Below are 22,371 nucleotides of genomic sequence, written 5' to 3'. Positions count from 1 at the left end.
CGACTTCGATTGGCATTCTGGGACCGCTGACCGCAAAATTGCGCGGCCGCTGAACATCAGACCAGCCAGAGACTGGGAAACGTGAAGATGTTCTCTGAAAGTTCCCCCTTAGCGTGGTTCTACGAAGAAACCTTCCGATGGGGCCGATTTCGGCCAGCGCCTCTTCGGCGAACAGCTCTTCGACTGACAGGTGGCGGTGGCAGGTACCTTGCTCATAGGCGAAGCGCAGAAAGGCCTGCAGCGTGGTCAGGTTCTGCTCGATGCCGTAAGGCCAGTAATCGCCGCCCTTGAACAGCAGGTCGTCGGCCTTTTCCATCAGGTCGGGCACCCAGGGCAGCGGCACATGCACGGCTGTCATGTCCTGCAACCGCTTGACGCTGCGGTTCTTGGCCTCTTCGAACGCCTGGAACAGGTTGCGGGCGATCCAGCGGTTGGCCTCATAGGTTTCGCGCTTGATCGCGACCGTGTGCATGATCGGGAAAATGCCGGTCACGCGGAAATAGTCCTCTTCGACCGGGCGATAATCGGGGAACAGGCGCTGGATCCGCGCGTCGCCGGCGGTGAAGGATTTCGGCGGGCGGGCGGTGATGATCGCGTCGACCGTGCCGTCCAGCAGCATGTCGTTCAGCGTGCGGTCGTTGATCTGCGCCATCTCGACGCCCTCGGGCAGCTTCAGCTTCGACGGCTCGTCGCGCCCGCAATCGTTCACGCCGGCCTGCACCCATTTGATCGCGCTCAGCGGAATGCCCACGGTATCGGTCAGGTAACCGCGCACATAGATCGTCGCGGTCTGCGACCATTGCGGACAACCGACGACCTTGCCGGCCAGATCCTCGGGCCTTTTCACCGACCCGTCGGAACGCACATAGATGCCCGAATGGCGAAAGACGCGCGAGGGGAAGACCGGAATGGCGATGAACCGATTGTCGCCGCGCGAGATGGCAGAGGTATACATGCCCATCGACAGTTCGGACACTTCCCATTCCAGCCGGTCGTGGAAGCGAAAGAAGATTTCCTCCACATCGTAGTTCAGCAGTGTCATGTCGATGCCGTTGACGCGGACCCGCCCGTTTTGCAGATCCCGCATCTGATCGTAGTCGCCAACCGCGACGGTCAGTTTCACATCCGACATAGCACTTTTTCCATCCCTAACGAGGTCAAACCGGGTTGAAACGGTTCGCCCATCCGGCCATTCCACGCCGTCGGACCCGATCCTTGTGGCGGGGTCCGCAGCGGCATCTATGATTAGCCCCCTATGCATCCATCAGTCAACACCCAATAGGGATGACTTGTTATATGTATTGGTGTTCCCGTTCCGAAAACAGCGCGCCCGGAAAACCGGGTCGGTTCGGGGCAACGAAATGACCGCCACAGAAACCTGTCCGTGCCGCCGCGGCTCAGGGGCTAGCCTTCGTCCACTGTCAGCGACACGCCCAGCAGGGCCCGGCGTTTCAGCCACGGGCTGGGGCGATACCGCGGATCGCCGTAGAAATGCTGACAGCCTTCAAGAATCGCCAGTACGCGGCCAGCGCCCAGCGTATCGCCCAGTTTCAGCGGCCCGCTGGGATAGCCCAGCCCCAGTTCGACCGCCCGGTCAATGTCACCGGGGGCTGCAATCCGCTGTTGCGCGATATCGGTCCCCACATTGGCAATGCAGGCCAGCATGCGCTGTGCGACGAACCCGGCGCTGTCATGAATTGCCGTGACCTTGCCGCCATCGGCGGCCAGCATCGCATAGGCGCGGGCCAGCACATCCGCATCGGTGACGGGCGTGCGCATCAGGGTGCGGTGGCCCGCCAGCCCCAACAGCATATCCACCGCCACCGCGCGTTTCGGATCAACCCCTTCGGCCATGGCGCTGGTGGTCGTGTCCTGACCCAGCGGGGTGAAAAATGCGATCGCCTGATCCGACGGCCTGCCGCCGGTTTCGACCTGCGCCTCGATCCCAGCCAGAAACCCGCGCAACGCAGCGGCATATTCGGGATGCGCATTGCTGACCCAGATCTTTGCCCCCGCGACATCAATCTGCGGCGCGGGTGGTTCTTCGGGCAGGTGCGGTTTGCCCTTTTCATAGCTGTAAAAGCCGCGCCCGGTCTTGCGGCCGAACAGGCCCGCCGCGCGCCGCTTGGCCGCAATCGCCGAGGGGCGAAAGCGCGGCTCTTCGTAGAACTGGTGATAGATCGATTCCATCACCCCTTGCGACACATCCAGCCCGGTCAGATCCAGCAGCTCGAACGGCCCCATGCGGAACCCCGCGGCCCCGGTCATGATCCGGTCCAGATCGGCCACGTCGCAGATGCCTTCAGACAGGATGCGCAGTGCCTCGGTCACATAGGCGCGGCCAGCGTGGTTGATCAGGAAACCGGGGCTGTCGGTGACCTTGACCGAAAAATGGCCCATGCGGGCGGCGACGGCGCTCAGCGTCGCAAGGATATCGGGGTCGGTCAACGCGCCGCCGATCACCTCGACGATCTTCATCAACGGCACCGGGTTGAAGAAGTGAAAGCCCGCGATCCGGTTCGGCAGACGGGCGGGTGCCGCGAATTCGGTGACAGAAAAGGACGAAGTGTTGGTGGCGATGATACAGCTTTCCGCCACCGCATCCTCCAACTGCGCCAGCACCGCGTGTTTGATATCCATCCGCTCGGCCACGACCTCGATCACCAGCGCGCAACCGGCAAAGACGCCGTAACTGTCTGCATCGGCGACGGTGGCGGGCCGCAACAGGGCGATGGCACCGGCGGCGGCCTCTGGCGTCGTGCGGCCCTTGTCGGCCTGGCGCCGGATCATTCCGGTGCAGAATTCCACACCGTCCTGCGCGGCGCTGGCGCTGATATCGGCCAGAATGACCGGATAGCCGGCTTCGACCGCGATCTGGGCAATCCCGCGCCCCATCACGCCCGCACCGACGATGCCGATGGTAAAATCCTTCGCGACGGTGCCCATGATCATTTCCCCCGGAAACTCGGTTTGCGCTTTTCCAGAAAGGCGGCCATGCCCTCTTTCTGATCCATGGTGTCGAACAAAAGCTGGAACGCCTGCCGTTCCACCAGCAATGCAGCCTCAAGCGGCAGATCCGCCCCGGCCAGAACCACCTCTTTGATCTTGCGCGCGCCCAGTGGCGGCAGGGCGGCGATCTTTTTGGCCATTGCCAGCGCGTGGGCGCGGGTCTGATCATCCGGCACCACCTTGCTAATCAGGCCCATCGCTTCGGCCTCTTGCGCGGTGACCGGTGCGCCGGTCAGCAGCAGCTTCATCGCCTTGAACTTGCCCACCGCGCGCACCAGCCGCTGGGTACCGCCCGCGCCGGGAATGGTGCCTACCTTGATCTCGGGCTGACCGAACCGCGCACTTTCGCCCGCGATGATGATATCGGCATGCATCGCCAGTTCGCACCCACCGCCAAGCGCCCAACCGTTGACCGCCGCGATCAACGGTTTCGGAAAGTCCTTGATCGGCTGCCACATCGTTTCGCGGGCGCGCAGCATAACCTCGGCCGTACCGGCCGTGGCCATCGCCGCGATATCGGCCCCGGCGGCAAAAGCCTTGTCCGAGCCGGTCAGCACCACGCAGCGCACGCCCGGATCAGCCGCGAACGCGGTGAATTGTTCGGCCAGCGCGGTGCGCAGCGTGTCATTCAGCGCGTTCAGCGCATCGGGCCGGTTCAGCGTCACAAGGACGACGCCGTCGCCCTGTGGTTCGGTCAGTACAACCATCGTTCTGCTCCCGTTCAGACCCGTTCCACCGCCAGCGACGCGCCCTGGCCGACCCCCACGCACATGGTGGCAAGGCCGGTCTTGCCACCGCTGACCTGCAACTGCCGGGTGACATCCATCACCAGCCGCGCGCCCGACATGCCCAGCGGATGACCCAGCGCGATCGCGCCGCCATTGGGATTCACGTGATCCGCATCATCGGGCAGGCCAAGCTGGCGCAGGGTGGCCAGGCCCTGGCTGGCGAAAGCCTCGTTCAGCTCGATCACGTCGAAGGCGGAAATTTCCAGCGACAGGCGCGCCATCAGCTTGCGGGTGGCGGGCACCGGCCCGATCCCCATGATGCGCGGCGCCACCCCGGCGGTGGCCATGCCCAGAACACGGGCACAGGGCGTCAGGCCGTGTTTTTCGACCGCATGTTCCGAGGCCAGGATCAGCGCCGCCGCCCCGTCATTGACGCCCGAGGCATTGCCAGCCGTCACCGTGCCGTCTGGGCGCACAATCGGGCGCAGCTTCGCCAGCGTCGCGGCGGTGGTATCGGCGCGGGGGTGTTCATCCTGCGTGACGGTGAATTCTTTTTTGCGCTGCCTGACGGTGACGGGCACGATCCGGTCCCCGAACACGCCCGCCTGTTGCGCCGCCGCCGCACGCATCTGCGAGCGCAGCGCGAAAGCGTCCTGATCGGCGCGGGAAATGCCGAAATCCTCGGCCACGTTTTCCGCCGTTTCTGGCATGGAATCAACGCCGTATTGCGCCTGCATCAACGGGTTGACGAAGCGCCAGCCGATGGTGGTGTCGTGCACCTCGTTTGCGCGGGAAAAGGCGGTTTCGGCCTTGGGCATCACGAAGGGCGCGCGGCTCATGCTTTCGACCCCGCCGGCGATGGCCAGCTCGATCTCGCCCGATTTGATCGACCGCGCGGCATAGCCCACCGCATCCATCCCCGAGGCGCAGAGCCGGTTCAGCGTGGTGCCCGCGATTTCCGGCGGCAGACCCGCCAGCAGGGCGGCCATGCGCGCCACGTTACGGTTATCTTCGCCCGCCTGATTGGCGCAGCCCAGCACCACCTCGTCGATCGCATTACGGATGGCCGGGTTGCGCTCGATCAGCGCGCGGATCGGGACCGTGGCCAGATCGTCGGCGCGGACCGAGGACAGGGTGCCGCCAAAGCGGCCGATGGCTGTGCGGGCGGTGTCGCAGATGAAAACTTGGGGCATGGGTGGCTCCGTTCGGTTATGTCGCGCGCCGCTTGGTCAGAAACGCGGCGACTGCGTCGCGATAGTCGTCGGTCCGGCCCGCTTGCCGCTGATAGTCGCGTTCCAGATCAAGCTGGGCATCCAGCGTGTTGCGGGCCGAGGCCTGAAGCGCCGCCTTGGTCAGCGCCAGCGCCTGACGCGGGCGGCCGGCGATGGTCGCGGCCATTTCGAACACGGCTGGCATCAGCGCATCGTCGGGCAGGCCCTTCCAGATCAGACCGATTTGCGCGGCCTCTTCGGCGGTCACGGTTTCGGCCAGCAGGGCAATCGCATTGGCCTTGGCGGTGCCGGCCAGCCGGGGCAGAAACCAGGTGCCGCCGCTGTCGGGGATCAGGCCGATCCGGGTGAAGGGCTGCGCGAATTTCGCCGAATGCGCCGCCACCACGATGTCGCACGCCAGCGCCAGATTGGCCCCGGCCCCCGCCGCCACGCCGTTCACGGCGCAGATCACCGGGATCGGCAGCCCCGCGATGGTGCGCACGATATGGTTGAAGCCCGCGTCAAGCGCGGCGCCCAGATCGATACCCTCGCCCCGCAGGATGGGTTCGCGATCGCCCAGATCCTGACCTGTGGAAAAGGCGCGCCCGGATCCGGTCAGCACCACACAACGCGGGGCGGGATCAGCGGCGATAGCGTCAAATGCCGCGCGCAACCGGGCCAGCATCGCGGCATTGAAGCTGTTGAGCTTGTCGGGCCGGTTCAGCGTCAGGGTCACGACCCCGCCCGCATCCGACCGTGTGACCAAAGCATCTGTCATGCGCCGCCCTGCCCGGTGGGCGTGAGTTTCAGAACGTGATGGTCGGTGCTGTGCAGGACAAGCACACCGTCCTGATTTCTGACCTCATACAGCAGCCCGACTATCCCGAAACCGCCAGGGCGCCGGGGTGGTTTGAGATCGACAATCTCGGCGCTGACGGACAGCACATCGCCGGGAAAAACCGGCTTGAGAAAGCGCAGCGCATCCACCTGGGCCCCGCAGACGACATGCTCTTCCCGCAAGAAACCACCCTTGATCCGCAGCGCGTGGACGGTCGAAAGCGTCTGATAGCCGCTGACGATAATCCGGCCGAAGATCGACTCGGTCGCCGCCGCCTCGGACAGGTGAATCCCCAGCGGATCATAGATCTCGGCGAAGGCGATCGCGTCGGCGGGGCTGATCGTGGTGGACCCGACCGCGTACCGGCGCCCGACGGTCAGGGTATCGAAATATCCCAGCGCATCCGAGGCGACCGTCAAAACGGGCACTGCAATCATAACCGTCCTCCGGTCCACGCCGGGATGTCAGTGCGGTTCAGCATCGGATCATTCCGACAGGTCCCGCAGCACCCAATCCCTGACGATCTTGGTCTGCACCTTGCCGACCGCGTCGCGCGGCAGCGCATCGACAAAGACAATCTCGCGCGGGGTCTTGTAGAAGGCAAGCTGCCCCTTCACCATCGCCTTCAACTCCTGCCTCAGGGCGTCGTTTTCGGCGATGTCGGGCAGCAGGGCGATATAGGCCACGACCTTTTCCAGGCGGGTCGGGCAGGGGGCGGGCACCACGGCGACCTCGCGCACGGCAGGGTGGCGGACCAGCGCCTCTTCGACCTCACCCGGGGCGACCTTGAAGCCGCCGGTGCTGATCATATAGTCGGTGCGGCCCAGGTAATGGGCAAAGCCATCCGCATCGAACCGCACCAGATCATCCGACAGCGTCCAGCCGTCGCGCACATCGCTGGCCTGCAGATCGGGCCGGTTCCAATAGGTCAGCCCGGTCGGACCCTTGACGGCCAACTGGCCTATCTCGCCCGCCGGCAGGATCCGCACCTTACCCTCGGTGGCTTCTACCGCTGCCGGGCTATAGCCGGGCAGGGAGCGGCCAAGGGCGGCACGCGGGGCTTTTTCGCCCGGCGGCGGTACCAGGACCCAGTTCGCGAAAGAGGTGCTGCCGAAATTGTTCAGCAGCTCGACCCCGCGATCCAGCCAGAAATCATAGACATCCGCCGCCGAGGCCGCCTGCCACATGGCGAAACAACGGGTCAGCGAGGTTGTATCGACCGGCATCCCGTCCGCGCCCTTGCGGATGAAATCGGTCATCTTGGCCCAGGACGCCATCAGCCCGGTCAGCGTGGTGACCTTGTGGTCGGCCACGGCGCCCAGCACGGTTTTGGGGTCCGAGAAATTCTCGATCATCACGGCGGTGGCGCCGTGCAGGACCGTGAAGATCGTGTTGTAGATGATCCCCAGCGCATGGCCGACCGGCGTGGTCACCGCCCAGTTCTGACCGGGGGCAACCGCGTTGCCCGCGCCAAAAGCATAGCCGCCCAGCAGGAACCGCCGGTGGGTGTGGTAACACCCCTTGGGGTGCCCCGTGGTGCCGCCGGTGTGCCACAGAATGGCGACCTGATCGGGATCGACCGTAGGCAGGGAAACCGCATCATCGGTCTTGAGGCTGGTCCACGACGGAACCGCGATGTCGTCGTGCCCCGGACCGAAGGCATAGACCCCTTCCAGCGCGGTTTGCGCGACCGTGGTCACACGATCCGCCACCGTGCCGGTATTGGCATGGGCCAGCAGGAACCGCGCGCCGGTATCGGCGATGAAATACTGTACCTCGGCCTCGTTCGCATAGGCGGGGATCGGAACGACCACGCCGCCGACCTTCCAGATCGCGATCATGACGATCAGCACCTCGGGATCGTTCGGCGCCTGAAAGGCGACACGGTCGCCCGGCTTCACCCCCAGCGTGACAAGCCCGGCGGCCAGCCGCGTGCTTTCGCCCGCGAGATCAGCAAAGGTAAAGCGTTTGCCGGTCTCCGCCTGGATCGCCGCAACCAGCGCACCGCGCCCGGCCCGTACATGGGCATCGGCCAGACGGTCGCCCACATTGCACCCTGCGCCAGGGTCGGGAAGGGCGACATCGGCATAGTCCGGCTGCTGCGCCGGCGCGACCAGGCAGTCGGACGGCAAGGCCGTGTTCAAAGGGTACGTGTCTTTCATCTTGCTTACGTCGTCACTTTCGTTCGGTCACGGGGGGGTGCGATGCGGCCGGATCAGGAAGCCGCAGCCGGGGCCGGGGCGCTTATCTTATCCATGGCGGCCTCGGTGATCTTGTCCAGATTATCCCCGGCGCCCAACACATAGCGGTCGGGGCGCACAACCACGACATCCGCGCCCTTGCGGTCGAACCATCTGTCAAAGTCCGGCGTGTCGAATTCCGACACCAGCGCGACCCGCGCATCCATCACGTCGCGCCACCAGCCGGCGGTGCTGCCAAGCGCCGCCGGCGTTCGGGCCAGCACCAAAAAGCGCGACCCGACGATATCGTCGAACATCTTGCCATCGACCTGGGGCTGGATGAACAACCGGCCGCCACCGTCCAGAACCAGCGGCCCCGTGTCGAGCGGCGGAATGGTAAAGACCAGCGACTTATGCGTGGTCGGATCGTTGGCCAGCAGCAGCGCGTCACGTTTGGCCGCCTTTTCGGGGTCCAGCTCGCAGATCACCTTGCCGATGCGGATCGCGGCCTCGATCACCTTGGTGGCGTGCGGGCTGCGCTCGCTTTCATAAGTGTCAAGCAGGCTTTCGGGGGCTTTGCCCTGCACCACATCTGCCAGCTTCCACGCCAGGTTGGACGCATCGCGGAAGCCCGCAACCATCCCCTGACCCAGGAACGGGGGGGTCTGGTGCGCCGCGTCACCGGCAATCAGCACCCGGCCTTTGCGCCAGGCTTCGGCCACGACGCCGTGGAACGTATAGACCGCCGACCGCTCGATCCTGTAACCGCCATCCGGGAACCAGGTTCTGAGCCGCTCGCCCACCACCTTGTCCTTGTCGATATTGTCGCGATCCTCGCCGGGCAGCAGCATCAGCTCGAACCGGTGCCGGGTGGCGGAAATCGGTGTCGACAGATAGGGACGCGCGGGATCGCAAATCTCGAGCGCATGATCCATCCGCAGTTGCGGCTGCGCCTTTTCCAGCACCAGATCGACCACCAGCCACTGTTCGTCAAAGTTGAGGCTGTGCAACTTGATCCCCACCGCTTCGCGCACCGGGCTCCAGGCACCGTCGCAGCCGACCACCCACTTGGCGCGAATGGTTTCTTGGGTGCCGTCCTTGGCACGCGCGGTCAGCACAACCCCGTCGCCCTGATCGGTGAGCGCGGTCATTTCCACGCCAAGTTTCACATCCACATTCGGGTGCGCCCCGGCCGTATTGCGCAGCGCGGTGTCGAAATCGGGCTGATAGAAATAGATGCTGGTCGGCAGGCCCGAAACGCTGGGTTGATCGGCCGGAACACGAACCAGAACGTCAAGATCGGCGTTCAGCAGATCGAGCCGCTTGTTGCGCACCATATCGACCAGCACGTCGTCGAGGCAGCCGACCTCCTGCACCGCCCGCAGGCCGGTGTGGTCGGTATGGGCCGCGCGGGGCAGGGGGAAGACCTGCTCTTCCTTCTCGATCACGACGACACGAAGACCGTGATTGGCGATCAGCCCCGTAAAGCACGCACCGACCGGCCCGAAGCCAATAACCGCAACATCATAATCCATGGGTCTTCCTCCCGTGTTAAACACCAAGGATGGTGATCGCGATCGCCGCGGTATCATCCTTTGCAAATCCACCCGCGTTTTCCGCGAGCGCGATCCGCGCACCATTGACCTGACGCGCCCCGGCCTCTGCCCGAAGCTGGGTCGTGAGTTCGATAAGCTGGGCCAGACCGGTCGCCGCCACCGGGTGGCCGCGCGATTCCAGCCCGCCGCTGGGGTTGACCGGGATCCGCCCGCCAAGCGCGGTCGCGCCTTCGTCCACAAGGCTGCGACCCTGACCGGGCGCGCAAAATCCGACCTCTTCATAGGCCAGCAGCTCGTTGAACGAGATTGAATCGTGCATCTCGGCCACGTCGATATCCTGTGGCCCGATCCCGGCCTGCGCATAGGCGCGTTTCGCCGTCATTCCGATGGAGGTTTCGCCGCCCGGCGAGACACCCATGCCGATGGCCGAGGCCAGAACCTTGACCGGGCGTTGGTCCTTGCGGATCTTGTCGGCCCGGGTCACGATCACCACCGATGCGCCATCCCCGATCGGCGCGCACATCAGCATCGTCACCGGCCCGACGATCTGGCGTGACGCCAGCACATCCGCAACCGTGATCGGATCGGTGAACTGCGCGACCGGGTTCAGCCCCGCGTTCTGGCGGTTCTTGACCGCGATTTTGGCCAGCGTCTCGGCCTCCAGCCCATAGCGGTCGGCATAGTTTTTCAGGCGCTCAGGATAGACGGCGGCGACAAAAACCGACTGCCGCCCCACATCGATGCCGCTGGCCGCCACGAATTCGGGATCAGCGGCACCGTTCAGCGCGGCATAGGCGCGGGTCTTGTCCTCGGTCACGACCAGCTTTTCGACGCCGACCACCAGAACCGTTTCCGCGGCCCCCGCGCGGATCGCCTGCACCGCCAGATTGAACGCACTTGACGAGCTGGCACAGGCATTGTCGATGTTGAACACCGGAATGCCGGCAAACCCCATGTCGCGCAGGATGGTCTGGCCCACCACGGCGGTCTGGCCGGTGATCGTGCCCGACATCGAATTGCCGACAAAGGCCATGTCGATCTCGCCCGGCTCGATGCCCGCATCCTTGATCGCGGCCTTGATCGCCTCGCGACCCAGGGATTTCAGCGACCGGTCGGGGAATTTCGCGAACCGCGTCATCCCCGCGCCGATGATGGCAAGATCGGACCGGGTCATCCTCAGCCCCCGAACTGCGCGATGAAATCGTCGATGCCCGGCACGAACTTGCCGCGCCGCATGTTGTCCCAATGCACGGCGCGGTCCAGCATCATCGCATCGTCAAAGGACATCTCGACCCCGCCGAGGATTTGCCGTTTCGCCGCAAAGACACCGGTGCGCCCGGCCTTCGCGGCGACCGACGCCGCGAATTCCTCGGTCTTTTCGATCAGCTCGCCGGATTCGTACAGCCGCTCGACCAGACCGAACTGCAATGCGGCCTGCGGCGAGATCGGCTTGGCCTCAAGGATGAATTCCAGCGCCTTCGCCGGACCCAGGATGCGGGCCAGAAACTGCCCGCCGCCACCACCCGAGGGCACCGCGCCGAACAGGTCCATTTCCGGCACACCAATCAGGATCCGCTCGAAACTGGAGGCAAAGCGCAGATCGCAGGCCGCGGCCAGCTCCAGCCCGCCGGCCAGGGTGTGACCGTTCAGGGCGGCCACGAACAGGATCGGCGCCTTGCGCATACGGATGCACAGCGCACGGAACGTGTCCATCGTGGCGTTGAATTCCTCGACCAGTCCTTGCTTGCCACGGGCCTCGACGATTTCCTTCATCCAGGCGGCATCACCCCCGGCGGAAAACAGTTTCAGCCCGCTGGTCAGCACCACGACGGATACATCCGGGTCTTCGATCGCGGCGGTCAGCGCACCGTCCATCGCCTTCAGGAAATCGGGGTGCAGCGCGTTGGCCGGGGCAAAATTCATGTACCAGGTCTGGAAGCCCGCACCGGGTTTGATTTCCAGAATGTTCTGATCTGACGACATCGGTGAATCCTTTTTCATATCCCGCGGGAAGGGCCGGTCAGCCCCGGCAGCCCGCGCTTACAGAGTGTCCAGAAACGCGTTCAGACAGGCATGGAACGACGCCTTGTCATCCAGCACGATCAGGTGGCCGCAATCCTTGATGACCTCGATGCTGGCATCTTCGGCGGCGGCAACGCAGGCTTCGCCTAGGGCGACCGGCGCGACCAGATCCTGATCGGCGTGGATATAGAATTGCCTGACCTTGGCGGCGGCGGCCAGCGGCTCGGGCTCCAGCCCGGCCAGCGCATTCACGGTTTCGATCGCAACCGGCAGGGCGGCCCCGCCGAACAGCCGCTCCAGCCAGCCGATCTCGGCCTCGCTGTGATCTTTGTGGAACAGCGCCTCGGCGGATTTGCGGGCGAAATTCGGCCAGTCGCGGCGCATCGCGCGCGGCATCTTTTCATAGGGCGAGGCAGAGGCGCTGGGGATCGCGACCGAAACGATCGCGGCGATCCGCGCGTTGTCCCTGGCGGCGGCGGCCAGCGCCACGGCGGCGCCAAAAGCGAACCCGACCAGCACCACATCTTTCAGGTCCAGCTCTTCCAGCATCGTCACGATTTCGGCGGCGTAGCGATCGAACGTATAGGGGCCGGCCAGCCCGGCGGACATGCCGAAACCCGGCAGGTCGGGGGTGATCACGTCATAGCCGCCGATCAGCTCTTCCTCGGTATAGGTCCACAGGCGCCGGTTCAGGCACCAGCCATGCAGCAGGATGACGGTCCGGCCTGCGCCGCGACGCTCAAACTGAATGCCGCGCGACGTCTCGAAACGCACCCGTCCGGTATCGGTTGTCATGTCGGCCCCCCTTTGGTCATGCCCGGCTGCGGGCGTCGGAGGCAAATAAACAGGTTTTATATATCACGTCAACATGGCGACATGACAACAATTGATGCCGCCATTTGTTATACACTTCACTTTTCTGATATGAATCCTGTTCGATGTATCGTCTTTTCTGCAAAGTCGGACCAGGTCGTTCAAGCGCAGGGGAGGATGCGGCGCGAATCGAACCGGGCGTGGCGTGGCGCGTAAATTCCCGCAGCGTTGTGGATTCTCGTGCCGAAGCCCTTTGTTCATGAAACTTCCAGCACGGATTCACGTATTTTTCTGGACAGGGCCCGGCATTTTTGATCAGCATATAAATGTTAGCTCACTAAGTATTTACTGACAGGGAGAACGACCCACACAGGCGGTTGGAGGAACCGGAGCCCGTGCGGGTATCTGAAAGACGCGGCGCGCACCTGCGCCGCGCAATACCAGGGAGGTCAAAATATCATGAAAAAGCTATTGTTATCGGCGGTCATGTCCGTTGCCATGTGCGGCGGCGCCCTTGCCGAAGAGGTCACGCTGCGCGCGGTCGCCGCATGGCCGACGTCGTTCGAACTGACCAAGCAATTCCAGAAATTCATCGAACGGGTGAACGCGGTGGGCGAGGGGGTCGTGCAAATCCAGTTGATCGGCGGCCCCGAGGTCATCCCGCCCGCGCAGCAGGATACCGCGCTGCGCAACGGGCTGTTCGACATGCAAATGGGATCGGCGTCCTATTACAACGGCGTCGTGCCCGAGGGCGATGCGCTGTTCGCGTCGAACATCACCCCCGCCGAGGCCCGCGCGAATGGCGCCATCGACGTTCTGGAAGGCATCTGGCGCGAAAAGCTGAACGCCCATTTCGTGGCTTGGCAAAGCGGCGGTATCGGCTTTCACATCTATCTGAGCGAAGAGCCGAAATTCACCGACGATCAGCTTGACCTGCACGGGCTCAAACTGCGCTCGGCCTCGGCCTACAAGGAGTGGTTCGAAGCGCTTGGCGCAACCAATGTCATGATCTCCATGCCGGACACGTTCTCGGCCTTCGAGCGTGGCATGGTGCAGGGGCTTGGCTCGCCCGGGATCAACTTTGCCGACACCGGCGTATCCGAATTCATCAAATACCGCATCTCGCCGCCGGTCTGGCAACTGGACGTGCTGGTGATCATGAACGCCGACAAGTGGGATGCCCTGCCGGACGCCGCCAAGGCGATCATCAACCAGGCCGCGATCGAGCATGAGGAGGAGACCGGCCGGACCTTCAAAGAGGTGGCCCAAGCCGAAGGCGAACTTCTGCAAGCCGCCGGCGCGGAGTTTCTGGTGCTGGAGGGTGCCCGCCGGGACAATTATGTGAACCTCGCCTACGAGACGATCTGGACCCGGCTCAAGACCCGCTCGCCCGAGCATTACGACGCGCTGCGCGCCGCGTTCTATAAAGAATAAGGCGCGAACCATCCCGATCTGGCCGGTTGCGTCCCACCAGGCGGATGCAACCGGCCCTTTCATCGGCAGTCAGGGAGGATCCGGTGCTTTTACGGCTTTACGACGCGCTGATCACGCGCGATTTTCTGTTCATCGCGGCGGCCACGGTCGCCTTCACGGCGCTTGCGACGATCTATGACGTCATACTGCGGACGGTGGGGTTCCAGCCGCCTGCGGCCACTAGCACGCTGCTGGAATATGCGATGCTGTTCCTTGCGGTCATGGCGGCGCCGGTGCTGGTGCGCAGCCACAGCCATATCGTGGTGGATGCACTGCTGCGGGCCCTGCCCGCGGGGGCCGCACGCGCGCTGACCGCGCTGGTAATAGTGCTGTCGATGTGCCTGTGCGCCACCGTCACCTATTACGCCGCGAAAATGGGGCTGGAGGCCCTGGGCCGGGGCGAAATGGACATCCGCGCGGTCGCGATCCCGCGCTGGGTGCCGTTCGCCTTTCTTGTCACCGGGTTCGGGTTCTGCACGCTTGAATTCGCCCGGCTGCTGATCTTGCGGGATTTTTCGACCCTCGGGATCGCGGAACAGGACGGCATGTGATGGGCGGCATGGAATGGTATATGGCCGGGGCGCTGCTGTTGGGCACCGTGGTGTTCCTGATGGCGCTGTCGGTGCCGGTGCCCTTTGCGTTTCTGCTGGCCGATGTGGTCGGGCTGGTCTTTCTGATCGGCGGCGATGTGGGACTGAAACAGCTTGTCGCCAACATGACCAGTTCGATCACCCATTTCACGCTGGTCGCGGTGCCGCTGTTCATTCTGATGGGCGAGCTGTTCTTTCACACCGGCATCGCCAGCCGCGTCTTTGACGTATTCGACAAACTGCTGGGCAATGTCCGGGGGCGACTGTCCTATCTGGTGATCAGCGGCGGGGCGCTGTTCGGGGCGCTGTCGGGATCAAGCATGGCGAATACCGCGATGCTGGGGTCATCGCTTCTGCCCGAGATGCAGCGGCGCGGCTACAAACCCCATGTGTCGATGGGGCCGATCATCGCCACCGGCGGGCTGGCGATCCTGATCCCGCCCTCTGCGCTGGCGGTGCTGCTGGGCAGCCTGGCGCGGATCGACATCGGCGATCTGCTGATCGCGGGCGTGGTGCCGGGCGTCATGCTGGCCGCGCTGTTCGCGCTGGTGGTGTTCGTGTCGGTCCGGCTGGATCCCGACGCCGCGCCGCAATATGTGACCGCGCGCGCGCTCTGGGGCGAAAAGATCCGGCTGATCGTCACCGATCTGCTGCCGATGGGCATTGTGGTGTTCATGGTGATCGGGTTGATCGTGCTGGGCATCACCACGCCGACCGAATCCGCCGCCTTTGGCGTTCTGGGGGTGCTGATCGTGGCCGTACTGTTCCGGGCGCTGACATGGCAGGCCGTCGCCAAATCCCTGACCGGCGCGGCGCGGGTCAGCGGGATGGTGTTTCTGGTCATCCTCGGGTCGACCTCGTTCAGCGAATTGCTGGCGCTGTCGGGGGCGTCTTATGGAGTGATCAGCTGGGCCACCTCCTTGCAGGTTTCGCCCTACACGATCCTGGCGATCATGTTCCTGACGCTGCTGTTTCTGGGCATGTTGATGGAGTCGGTCTCGATCATGATGCTGACGGTGCCGATCTTCTTTCCGCTGGCGCTGTCGCTGGGGTTCGATCCGGTCTGGTTCGGCATTCTGAACCTGATCGCACTTGAAATCGGACTGGCGACACCGCCCTTCGGCCTGTGTCTGTTCGTCATGCTGGGCGTCGCGCCAGCAGGGGCGACATTGCCGCAAGTCAGTCTGGCGGTGCTGCCCTATCTGCTGTGCACCGTCCTTATGGTGTTGCTGCTTGTCCTGTTTCCGGGATTGACAAGCATTTTCTGATCCTCAAAGAGCCGAAAGGGTTCGCCGTCCGGGTTCGGGTGTTTATAACCGTCTGAACCCGGGCGGCGTCCGGCGTTCCGGCCCTTGTATCCGCGCGCCGGGCCCACAGACAAACAATGAGGACGGCACAGTCTTGAAACGGATGACACAGGGACCCCTGGAACGATTTGGCAATCTGCAGCCACAGGAGGTGATCCTCGGTCTGTTTGGCGAGTATGTCGGGCTGAAGGAGCGGGCCTGGTCCGGCGGGCTGGTCCATCTGCTGGGCGATCTGGGATTCATGGCTCCGGCGTCACGCGTTGCCCTGAACCGGGTCATCGCGCGCGGGTTGCTGGCGCCCGAAAAAGAGGGGCGGCTCGTCTTCTATTCGATCACCCCGCGCCTGGAGCTTATCCACGAAGAGGGCCGGCGGCGCACCTTTTCGCCGGTGGTCGATCTTGACTGGACCGGCCAGTGGACCCTGGTCTGGTACACGATCCCCGAAGAGCAGCGGCTTCAGCGCGGGCGGTTCGGGCGCTGGTTGAGCCTGCGGGCCTATGGCTCGTTGCAGGATGGCACCTGGATCTGCCCCGGCAATACCCGCAAGGACGTGGCGGCGCTGGCCGCACGGCTGGGCCTGGACAAATACGTTCTGATCTTTGTCGGTGATCTGGGCGAAAACGCCGATCTGGATCCGCTGATCCGCCAGGCGTGGAAGATCGACGACCTGAAACAGATGTACGACGTCTTCGTCGAAGAGTTCGGGCCCTATATGTCGCCAGGCGCTCATGAGGCATTGCAAGACAGCGAGGTCTTCGTTCTTCGCACCCGAATGATCGAGATGTTCCGGCTGTTGACCACCCTGGATCCGCAGATCCCCGACGAGGTTCTGGGCGTCGAATGGCAGCGAAGGGAGGCTATCGAGATTTTCCTGGAGCTTCAGAAAATCCTATATCATCGGGCCGCCCAATATTTTCGCGGCCATGCAGTGACCATGGCCCTTTAAGCTGAAATTTGCGATTTTCTCAGCTTAATTATTGAAATATCGACAAAAATTCACCGAACGCGCCGATTGAAGCCGGGCTCGCGTAAAATTTGCCTGAAACTTTGCAGCCCGACACACCTTACCCTTTACATTATATAGGATTTGAATTCCTTTATTGACAGGGCAAGAGGGCCGCATATACTCTTCGCTACCTAAGCTTTATTGGCCGCCGGGAGGGCAACACAATAATCGAGGGTGCGTTGGCATGGCCTGAGGCCCCCCATCGCCCTGGTCAGGGCGGGGGTGGGCGCGGTCCCAGCGTCGGGGAGGAATGCGACAATCACACCACGAACAGACCGGCGCCCAACCGCGCGGGCCGGCCCATGGATACGGAACGGATGCGATGACGGGCGCGGTGCTTGTCGTCTCCGGCATGCTGATGATCGCGCGATCCGGGCTGCCGCTCCCGGCCTCCAGCACCCCGACAACTGCGGCGCCGCACAAGCGGAATGCCGCACCCCACACGCAATTCGTGACAAGGAGATGACCCCATGAAGATCGTACCCGCTGATATCAATGGCGTTGTCGGGATCGTGCCGACACCGGCCACGCCCGATGCGGATAAATGGACCAGCACCAGTACCATCAACCGCGCCGAAACCGCGAAGATGATCCAGGCGGTTCAGGTTCCCGGCATCAACATCCTGATGACCACCGGCACCTTCGGCGAATGCTCCTCGTTGCTGGAGGAGGAGGTTCTGGATTTCGTCGATGTCATCGTCCAGACCAACCAGAAGCGAAAACCATTGTTCATCGGGGTCACCACCCTGAACACGCGCGAAACCGTCGCCCGTGGCCGGGCCATTCTGGACAAGTTCCCCGATGTGGATGGGCTGTTCCTGGGCCGGCCGATGTGGCTGCCGCTGGATGACGCGGGCATCGTGCAATATTACCGCGATCTGGCCGAGGCGTTCGAAGGCGTGCCGCTGATCGCCTATGACAACCCGATGGCGTTCAAAGGCAAGATGTCGACCGATGTCTACCGTGCGCTGGCCAACATCCCCGAGCTTGTCTGCACCAAACACACCGGCGGCCCGGCCTTGGCCGGCGATGTGGCGGCCGTGGGCGACAAGATGCGTATTCTGCCGATCGACACCGCCTGGATTGAACCCGCGCAGCAGTTCCCCGACCGGGTCACGGCATCCTGGTCCGGCAACGTGGCTTGCTGCCCGGCGCCGATCGGTGCGCTGGCGCTGGCCATCGAAAAGCGCGACTGGACCCGGGCCAAGACCATCGCCGAACGCCTGTCCTGGGCTGCGTCGGCGCAGTTCCCCGAGGGCGATCTGGCCAAATTCATGCCCTACAGCATCCAGATCGGCCATGGCCGGTTCAAGGGCGCGGGCCTGATCGATCCGGGCCCCGCACGCCCGCCCTATGTCGATGCCCCCGAGGAATTCGTCGCCGCCGGAATCGAGGCTGGGCGCCGGATGCGGGAAGTGCAGGAAGAATACGCGCAAAGCCCCGAGCTTCTGACCGCCTGAGGCGGCCATCCCGGGCCGGACGCGCCGGCCCGGGCCATACAATGATCGGACAGGCTGACCGGCAGAACGCATGGCAGCCGTGGAGGAGAGAAAGACATGAAGATCAAACAAGACCTTATGCTGATTGGCGGCGCTTTGGTGGGCAGCTCGGACGGGAAATGGGACCTGTCGGTCAACCCGGCGAATGAAGAGGTGATCGGCCGCTCGCCCGCTGCCACCAAAGAGGATGTGGACCGCGCCGTTGCCGCAGCCGACGCCGCGTTTCCGGCTTGGGCCGCGATGACCGTCGATGAACGTTCCGCAATCCTGATGACCTTCGCCGACCGGATCGCCGAGCGCGCCGACGAACTGTTGGAGGTCGAGGTGCTGGACACCGGCAACACGATCACGCCGATGCGGGGCGATGTGAACTGGGCGATCAAAAGCCTGAAATACTACATTGGCCTGGGGCTGGAGATGAAGGGCGAATCCGTGCCCGCAACGCCCGGGAACCTGCATTTTTCCGTGCGTGAACCTTACGGCGTGGTGGGCAAGATCCTGCCCTTCAACCACCCCGTCATGTTCGCCGTCTCGCGCACCGCACCGGCACTGGTCGCCGGCAACACCGTGGTCGTGAAGCCGGCCGAAACCAGCCCGCTGTCGACCCTGATCCTGGCCGAAATCGCCAAGGACGTGTTCCCGGCAGGCGTGTTCAACATCGTGACCGGCGACGGCCGTGTGGTGGGCGACGCCATTTCGCGTCACCCCAAGGTCAAGCGCCTGGCCTTCATCGGCTCGGTCCCGACGGGTCTGGCGATTCAGCGCGCCGCCGCCGAAACCTGCGTCAAGAACGTGACGCTGGAACTGGGCGGCAAGAACCCGATGATCGTTTTCCCCGACGTGGATATCGACGAGGTGGCGCAGGCTGCGGTGAATGCCATGAACTTCACCTGGCAGGGGCAGTCCTGCGGCTCGATGAGCCGGTTGATGGTCCATGCCGACATCTATGACGCGGTGCTGGAACGGGTGGTCACGATCGTCAAGAACCTGCGCCTGGGCGATCCGCTGCTGGATGACACCGACATGGGGCCGATCAACTCGGCCGGGCAATGGAAGAAGGTGCAGGATTATGTCGAGATCGCCAAGGCCGACGGCGCCAAGCTGGAAACCGGCGGCAAGCGGCCCGAGGGCGCGATGTTCGAAAAGGGCTACTGGATCGAACCGACCGTGTTCAGCGGCGTGACCAAGGACATGCGCATCGCCCAGGAAGAGGTGTTCGGCCCGATCCTGTCGGTGCTGAAATGGTCCGAGATCGACGAGGCGGTCGAGATCGCCAACGCGACCGAATTCGGCCTGACCGCCGCGATCTGGACCAACGACATCAACAACGCGCTGACAACGTCCAAGCGGGTGAAATCCGGCTATCACTGGATCAACGGCTATTCCGCGCATTTCATCGGGGTGAACTTCGGCGGCGTGGGTAATTCCGGCGTAGGCCGCGAAGAGGGTCTTGAGGATCTGCTGTCCTACACCGAGGCGAAAACGATCAACATCATGCTCAAGGCGCCGTCGCTCAAACGGTCGTAAGCGCATGCCTTTGTGAAATACAGGCACAATATTTGATCAGGAGGAAATCGTTATGAACGTCAAGACGGACCAAATGGAAACGGCGACGGGCACGATGCAACCAGAGCTCAAGAAAGACCTGCAGGCAGCACATATCGTACCCTTGTGGGAAAGCCCGAATGCCCTGACCGACGAACCCGATCAGGCGCATGTCTGGCCCTGGGACCTGACCCGTCCCATCATGGAGCGGGCCGCCGAAATCACCGACCCGGAGGCGGTCATGCGCCGCGCCCTGATGTTCGTCAGGCCGGATGCGAAATCCGAAATGGACGAGGCCATCACCGGCGCGATCACCTGCAGCTTGCAGATGATCCTGCCCGGCGAGCGGGCACGGGCGCACCGCCATTCGATGAACGCGATCCGCTTCGTCGTCGAGGGCGATGGCACAGGCGCGACCATCGTAGATGGCAAACGCTGCGAGATGGAACCGGGCGATCTGATCCTGACGCCCGGCTGGTGCTGGCACGAGCATGAGAACACCGGGACGAAGCCGACGCTTTGGATCGATGTGCTGGATGTGGCGCTGCACCAGTTTCTGGGCACCAGCAAGTTCCAGCCGGGACCGGCAAGCAATATCCCCGCGCAGGTTGACGACGAAGTCTTCGCAGCGCCCGGTATGCTGCCCGATCTGGAGTTGAGCACGCGGCCCCATTCGCCGCTGTTCCGCTATCGCGCCGCAAATGCCGTCAAGGCGCTAGAGGCCACACCGGCCGGCCCCGACGGGCTGCGCCGCGTGCGCTATGTCAACCCGCTGACCGGCGAACCGGTAATGTCGATGCTGGACTGCGCGATAGTGCAGATCGAAGGCGGCAGGACCACACAGCCGTTCCGCAGTTCGGCCAGCACCGTCTGCGTGGTGACCGAAGGCGAAGGCGAGAGCGAGATCGGCGGCAAGACGATCGCCTGGGCAAAGAACGCGGTCTTCACCATCCCGGCCGGCAGCCTGGCCAGCCACAGCGCGAAAACCGACAAGGCGCGCTTTTTCACGGTCAGCAATCGCGACGTGTTCAAGCGGCTGGGCCTGCTGTCGGAAACCACTGAGGGCTGAGGTCCTGCAAATCATCGTCATGGCGGGGCGACCCGCCATGACAGCCACAGGTATCAGATCGCGGACCAGCCGCCATCTGACGCCAGCACGATACCGTTGATGTTTTCGGCGTCGTCGCTTGCCAGCCACAGGATATTCGACGCCAAGGTTTCAGGCCGCGCGCTCGGCGGCAGGATCAACTCCATCAGCGCGCCAACACGTTCCGCCGCCAGTTGCGATTTCATTGGTGCATCCATGCCGGTATCGACCGGCCCCGGCGCGACCGCATTCACGCGGATGCCCTGCGGCGCATACAAATAAGCCGTGTTCTTGGTCAGCCCGATCAGCGCATGTTTGGAGGCGGTATAGGCGGCCCCGGCGGCCGAACCACGCAGCCCCGCCTCAGAAGCGACATTCACGATCACACCCTTGCCCGCCGCCGCCATCACCGGCAGAACGGCACGCATCAGCCGCATCGGCCCGGTCAGGTTGACCGCAAAGACCTTGCTCCATGTGGCGTCGTCAACCTCGCCCACGGGCAGGAACCCGTCCATGATCCCCGCGACATTCGCCAGAACATCCACGCGCCCGTCCGTGGCGGCCATGATGTTCTGCGCGGTCTCTTCTAGGGTGATATCGCCCACGACCGTTTCAACCCGCGCCGCACCAACCGCGCCCGAAAGGGCATCAAGACCGCTAGGGTTGACATCAGTGGCAACAAGCCGCGCGCCCTCTGCCGCGAAAGCAAGCGCGGTGGCGCGGCCGATCCCGGACCCCGCACCGGTCACGATAACGGTTTTATCCTCGAATCGCTTCATTTTGATACCCTTTCCAGACACTGGATGCGGGCAGGGTGGCGGGGACGCCTTGGTCTGACAACGGTCCAGCCGGCGAACAGCGGATCTGAGAAACAATTGGCCGATAGCAACGTCCGCGCAGACCCGCCTAAAAGCGTATAATCAATCTTATGTTAACTTATATATCCGAACTCTGTTCTCAGTACCCCTGAAACAACATGTCCAGCGCGGTGGTTATTTCCGCGAAATCCGGTTCCAGACTGGTCACCGGCTGGCGCAATTCGCCAATATGCACGGCGGACAGAAACTGTGTGACCATGACATAGGCCGTGCCGTCGATCTCGAAGACCGGGTTCAGGCGGCTGGCCGGATCCGGCGCAAGATGCCGGGGCAACAGCGGCACGACAACGCGGGTATTCAGATGATCCAGCAGTCCCGCCTGCACATCCAGCAGCAGACCGTCGCCCTTGTCGAACGCATAGACATCGTATTTCGCCATCAGAATTGCCGCAGACCCGAAAGCGGCAAACCCCGCTGTTCAACGAAGGTGTTGGAGCTGTCGAGCGCGGCGCGGTTGTCCGCTTTCCACCGTTCGCTGCGCGAGCGCAGAACCGCCGCGCGAATCCCATCCTCTGCCGCGCGCGACAGGTTGACCTTCAGCGCCCTGGCTTCGGACAGCAAACCGCTGTCCAAGGACAGATTTGTGGATTTTCTGGGCTGGGCGTTTTGCATGGCGATCTCCTTGAACA

At 63.6% G+C, this 22,371-nt stretch carries 21 protein-coding genes; 7 read left to right on the top strand and 14 right to left on the bottom strand.

The features are described 5' to 3' along the window. From ACSR1C_RS14680 to ACSR1C_RS14630, 11 genes are all read right to left on the bottom strand, one after another. Positions 1-1,132 (bottom strand): substrate-binding domain-containing protein (locus tag ACSR1C_RS14680; RefSeq protein ID WP_460260124.1); only part of this gene is annotated, 1,132 nt, incomplete at its 3' end. A gap of 272 nt (positions 1,133-1,404) precedes the next feature. Beyond that, positions 1,405-2,946 (bottom strand): 3-hydroxyacyl-CoA dehydrogenase, encoded by a 1,542-nt coding sequence (locus ACSR1C_RS14675; protein ID WP_460260123.1) that lies wholly within the window; start codon positions 2,944-2,946, stop codon positions 1,405-1,407. Between the two features lie 2 nt (positions 2,947-2,948). Continuing rightward, positions 2,949-3,716, bottom strand: coding sequence for an enoyl-CoA hydratase-related protein (locus ACSR1C_RS14670; protein WP_460260122.1), 768 nt, complete (start codon positions 3,714-3,716; stop codon positions 2,949-2,951). A 14-nt stretch (positions 3,717-3,730) separates the two neighbouring features. After that, complete coding sequence (gene pcaF / locus ACSR1C_RS14665; protein WP_460260121.1) at positions 3,731-4,930, bottom strand: 3-oxoadipyl-CoA thiolase; 1,200 nt, start codon at positions 4,928-4,930, stop codon at positions 3,731-3,733. A 16-nt stretch (positions 4,931-4,946) separates the two neighbouring features. Next, positions 4,947-5,726, bottom strand: a complete 780-nt coding sequence (locus ACSR1C_RS14660; protein ID WP_460260120.1) for an enoyl-CoA hydratase-related protein — start codon at positions 5,724-5,726, stop codon at positions 4,947-4,949. Continuing rightward, positions 5,723-6,223 (bottom strand): MaoC/PaaZ C-terminal domain-containing protein, encoded by a 501-nt coding sequence (locus tag ACSR1C_RS14655; protein WP_460260119.1) that lies wholly within the window; start codon positions 6,221-6,223, stop codon positions 5,723-5,725. Before ACSR1C_RS14655 ends, ACSR1C_RS14660 begins: the two co-directional genes overlap by 4 nt. 48 nt (positions 6,224-6,271) lie before the next feature. Beyond that, on the bottom strand, positions 6,272-7,948 hold the full coding sequence (locus ACSR1C_RS14650; protein ID WP_460260118.1) for an acyl-CoA synthetase: 1,677 nt from the start codon (positions 7,946-7,948) through the stop codon (positions 6,272-6,274). 53 nt (positions 7,949-8,001) lie between these two features. Then, positions 8,002-9,501 carry a bifunctional 3-(3-hydroxy-phenyl)propionate/3-hydroxycinnamic acid hydroxylase gene (locus tag ACSR1C_RS14645; RefSeq protein ID WP_460260117.1) on the bottom strand — a complete coding sequence of 500 codons (1,500 nt, stop codon included), beginning with the start codon at positions 9,499-9,501 and terminating at the stop codon, positions 8,002-8,004. Between the two features lie 16 nt (positions 9,502-9,517). Then, a complete protein-coding gene (locus ACSR1C_RS14640) occupies positions 9,518-10,696 on the bottom strand; it encodes a thiolase family protein (RefSeq protein ID WP_460260116.1) in 1,179 nt (392 codons plus the stop codon). Positions 10,697-10,698: 2 nt separating this feature from the next. Then, positions 10,699-11,505 (bottom strand): enoyl-CoA hydratase/isomerase family protein, encoded by an 807-nt coding sequence (locus tag ACSR1C_RS14635; protein ID WP_460260115.1) that lies wholly within the window; start codon positions 11,503-11,505, stop codon positions 10,699-10,701. A 57-nt stretch (positions 11,506-11,562) separates the two neighbouring features. Beyond that, entirely contained in the window at positions 11,563-12,339 is a 777-nt protein-coding gene (locus ACSR1C_RS14630) for an alpha/beta fold hydrolase (RefSeq protein ID WP_460260114.1), read from the bottom strand. A 477-nt stretch (positions 12,340-12,816) separates the two neighbouring features. Here ACSR1C_RS14630 and dctP point away from each other — a divergent pair, with 477 nt between their 5' ends. The 7 genes from dctP (at position 12,817) to ACSR1C_RS14595 (ending at position 20,846) form a co-directional block, all read left to right on the top strand. Beyond that, positions 12,817-13,791, top strand: a complete 975-nt coding sequence (gene dctP, locus ACSR1C_RS14625) for a TRAP transporter substrate-binding protein DctP (RefSeq protein WP_460260113.1) — start codon at positions 12,817-12,819, stop codon at positions 13,789-13,791. Positions 13,792-13,874: 83 nt separating this feature from the next. Beyond that, complete coding sequence (locus ACSR1C_RS14620) at positions 13,875-14,381, top strand: TRAP transporter small permease (RefSeq protein ID WP_460260112.1); 507 nt, start codon at positions 13,875-13,877, stop codon at positions 14,379-14,381. After that, positions 14,381-15,688, top strand: a complete 1,308-nt coding sequence (locus ACSR1C_RS14615) for a TRAP transporter large permease (RefSeq protein WP_460260111.1) — start codon at positions 14,381-14,383, stop codon at positions 15,686-15,688. Before ACSR1C_RS14620 ends, ACSR1C_RS14615 begins: the two co-directional genes overlap by 1 nt. Positions 15,689-15,830: 142 nt before the next feature. Further along, positions 15,831-16,673 carry a PaaX family transcriptional regulator gene (locus tag ACSR1C_RS14610; protein WP_460260127.1) on the top strand — a complete coding sequence of 281 codons (843 nt, stop codon included), beginning with the start codon at positions 15,831-15,833 and terminating at the stop codon, positions 16,671-16,673. Between the two features lie 530 nt (positions 16,674-17,203). Continuing rightward, positions 17,204-18,193, top strand: coding sequence for a dihydrodipicolinate synthase family protein (locus ACSR1C_RS14605; protein WP_460260110.1), 990 nt, complete (start codon positions 17,204-17,206; stop codon positions 18,191-18,193). 96 nt (positions 18,194-18,289) lie between these two features. Then, a complete protein-coding gene (locus ACSR1C_RS14600) occupies positions 18,290-19,759 on the top strand; it encodes an aldehyde dehydrogenase family protein (RefSeq protein ID WP_460260109.1) in 1,470 nt (489 codons plus the stop codon). Between the two features lie 52 nt (positions 19,760-19,811). Next, on the top strand, positions 19,812-20,846 hold the full coding sequence (locus tag ACSR1C_RS14595) for a cupin domain-containing protein (RefSeq protein ID WP_460260108.1): 1,035 nt from the start codon (positions 19,812-19,814) through the stop codon (positions 20,844-20,846). Positions 20,847-20,899: 53 nt separating this feature from the next. Here the strand turns inward: ACSR1C_RS14595 and ACSR1C_RS14590 are convergent, their stop codons facing one another. The 3 genes from ACSR1C_RS14590 to ACSR1C_RS14580 form a co-directional block, all read right to left on the bottom strand. Continuing rightward, positions 20,900-21,643, bottom strand: coding sequence for an SDR family NAD(P)-dependent oxidoreductase (locus ACSR1C_RS14590; protein ID WP_460260107.1), 744 nt, complete (start codon positions 21,641-21,643; stop codon positions 20,900-20,902). Between the two features lie 178 nt (positions 21,644-21,821). Then, positions 21,822-22,121, bottom strand: coding sequence for a CcdB family protein (locus ACSR1C_RS14585; RefSeq protein ID WP_460260106.1), 300 nt, complete (start codon positions 22,119-22,121; stop codon positions 21,822-21,824). Then, complete coding sequence (locus ACSR1C_RS14580) at positions 22,121-22,354, bottom strand: type II toxin-antitoxin system CcdA family antitoxin (RefSeq protein WP_460260105.1); 234 nt, start codon at positions 22,352-22,354, stop codon at positions 22,121-22,123. Before ACSR1C_RS14580 ends, ACSR1C_RS14585 begins: the two co-directional genes overlap by 1 nt. Positions 22,355-22,371: the final 17 nt, after the last annotated feature.

This window comes from Actibacterium sp. D185-2, from assembly GCF_054954595.1.
This window is presented reverse-complemented; position numbering and strand designations above follow the sequence as displayed.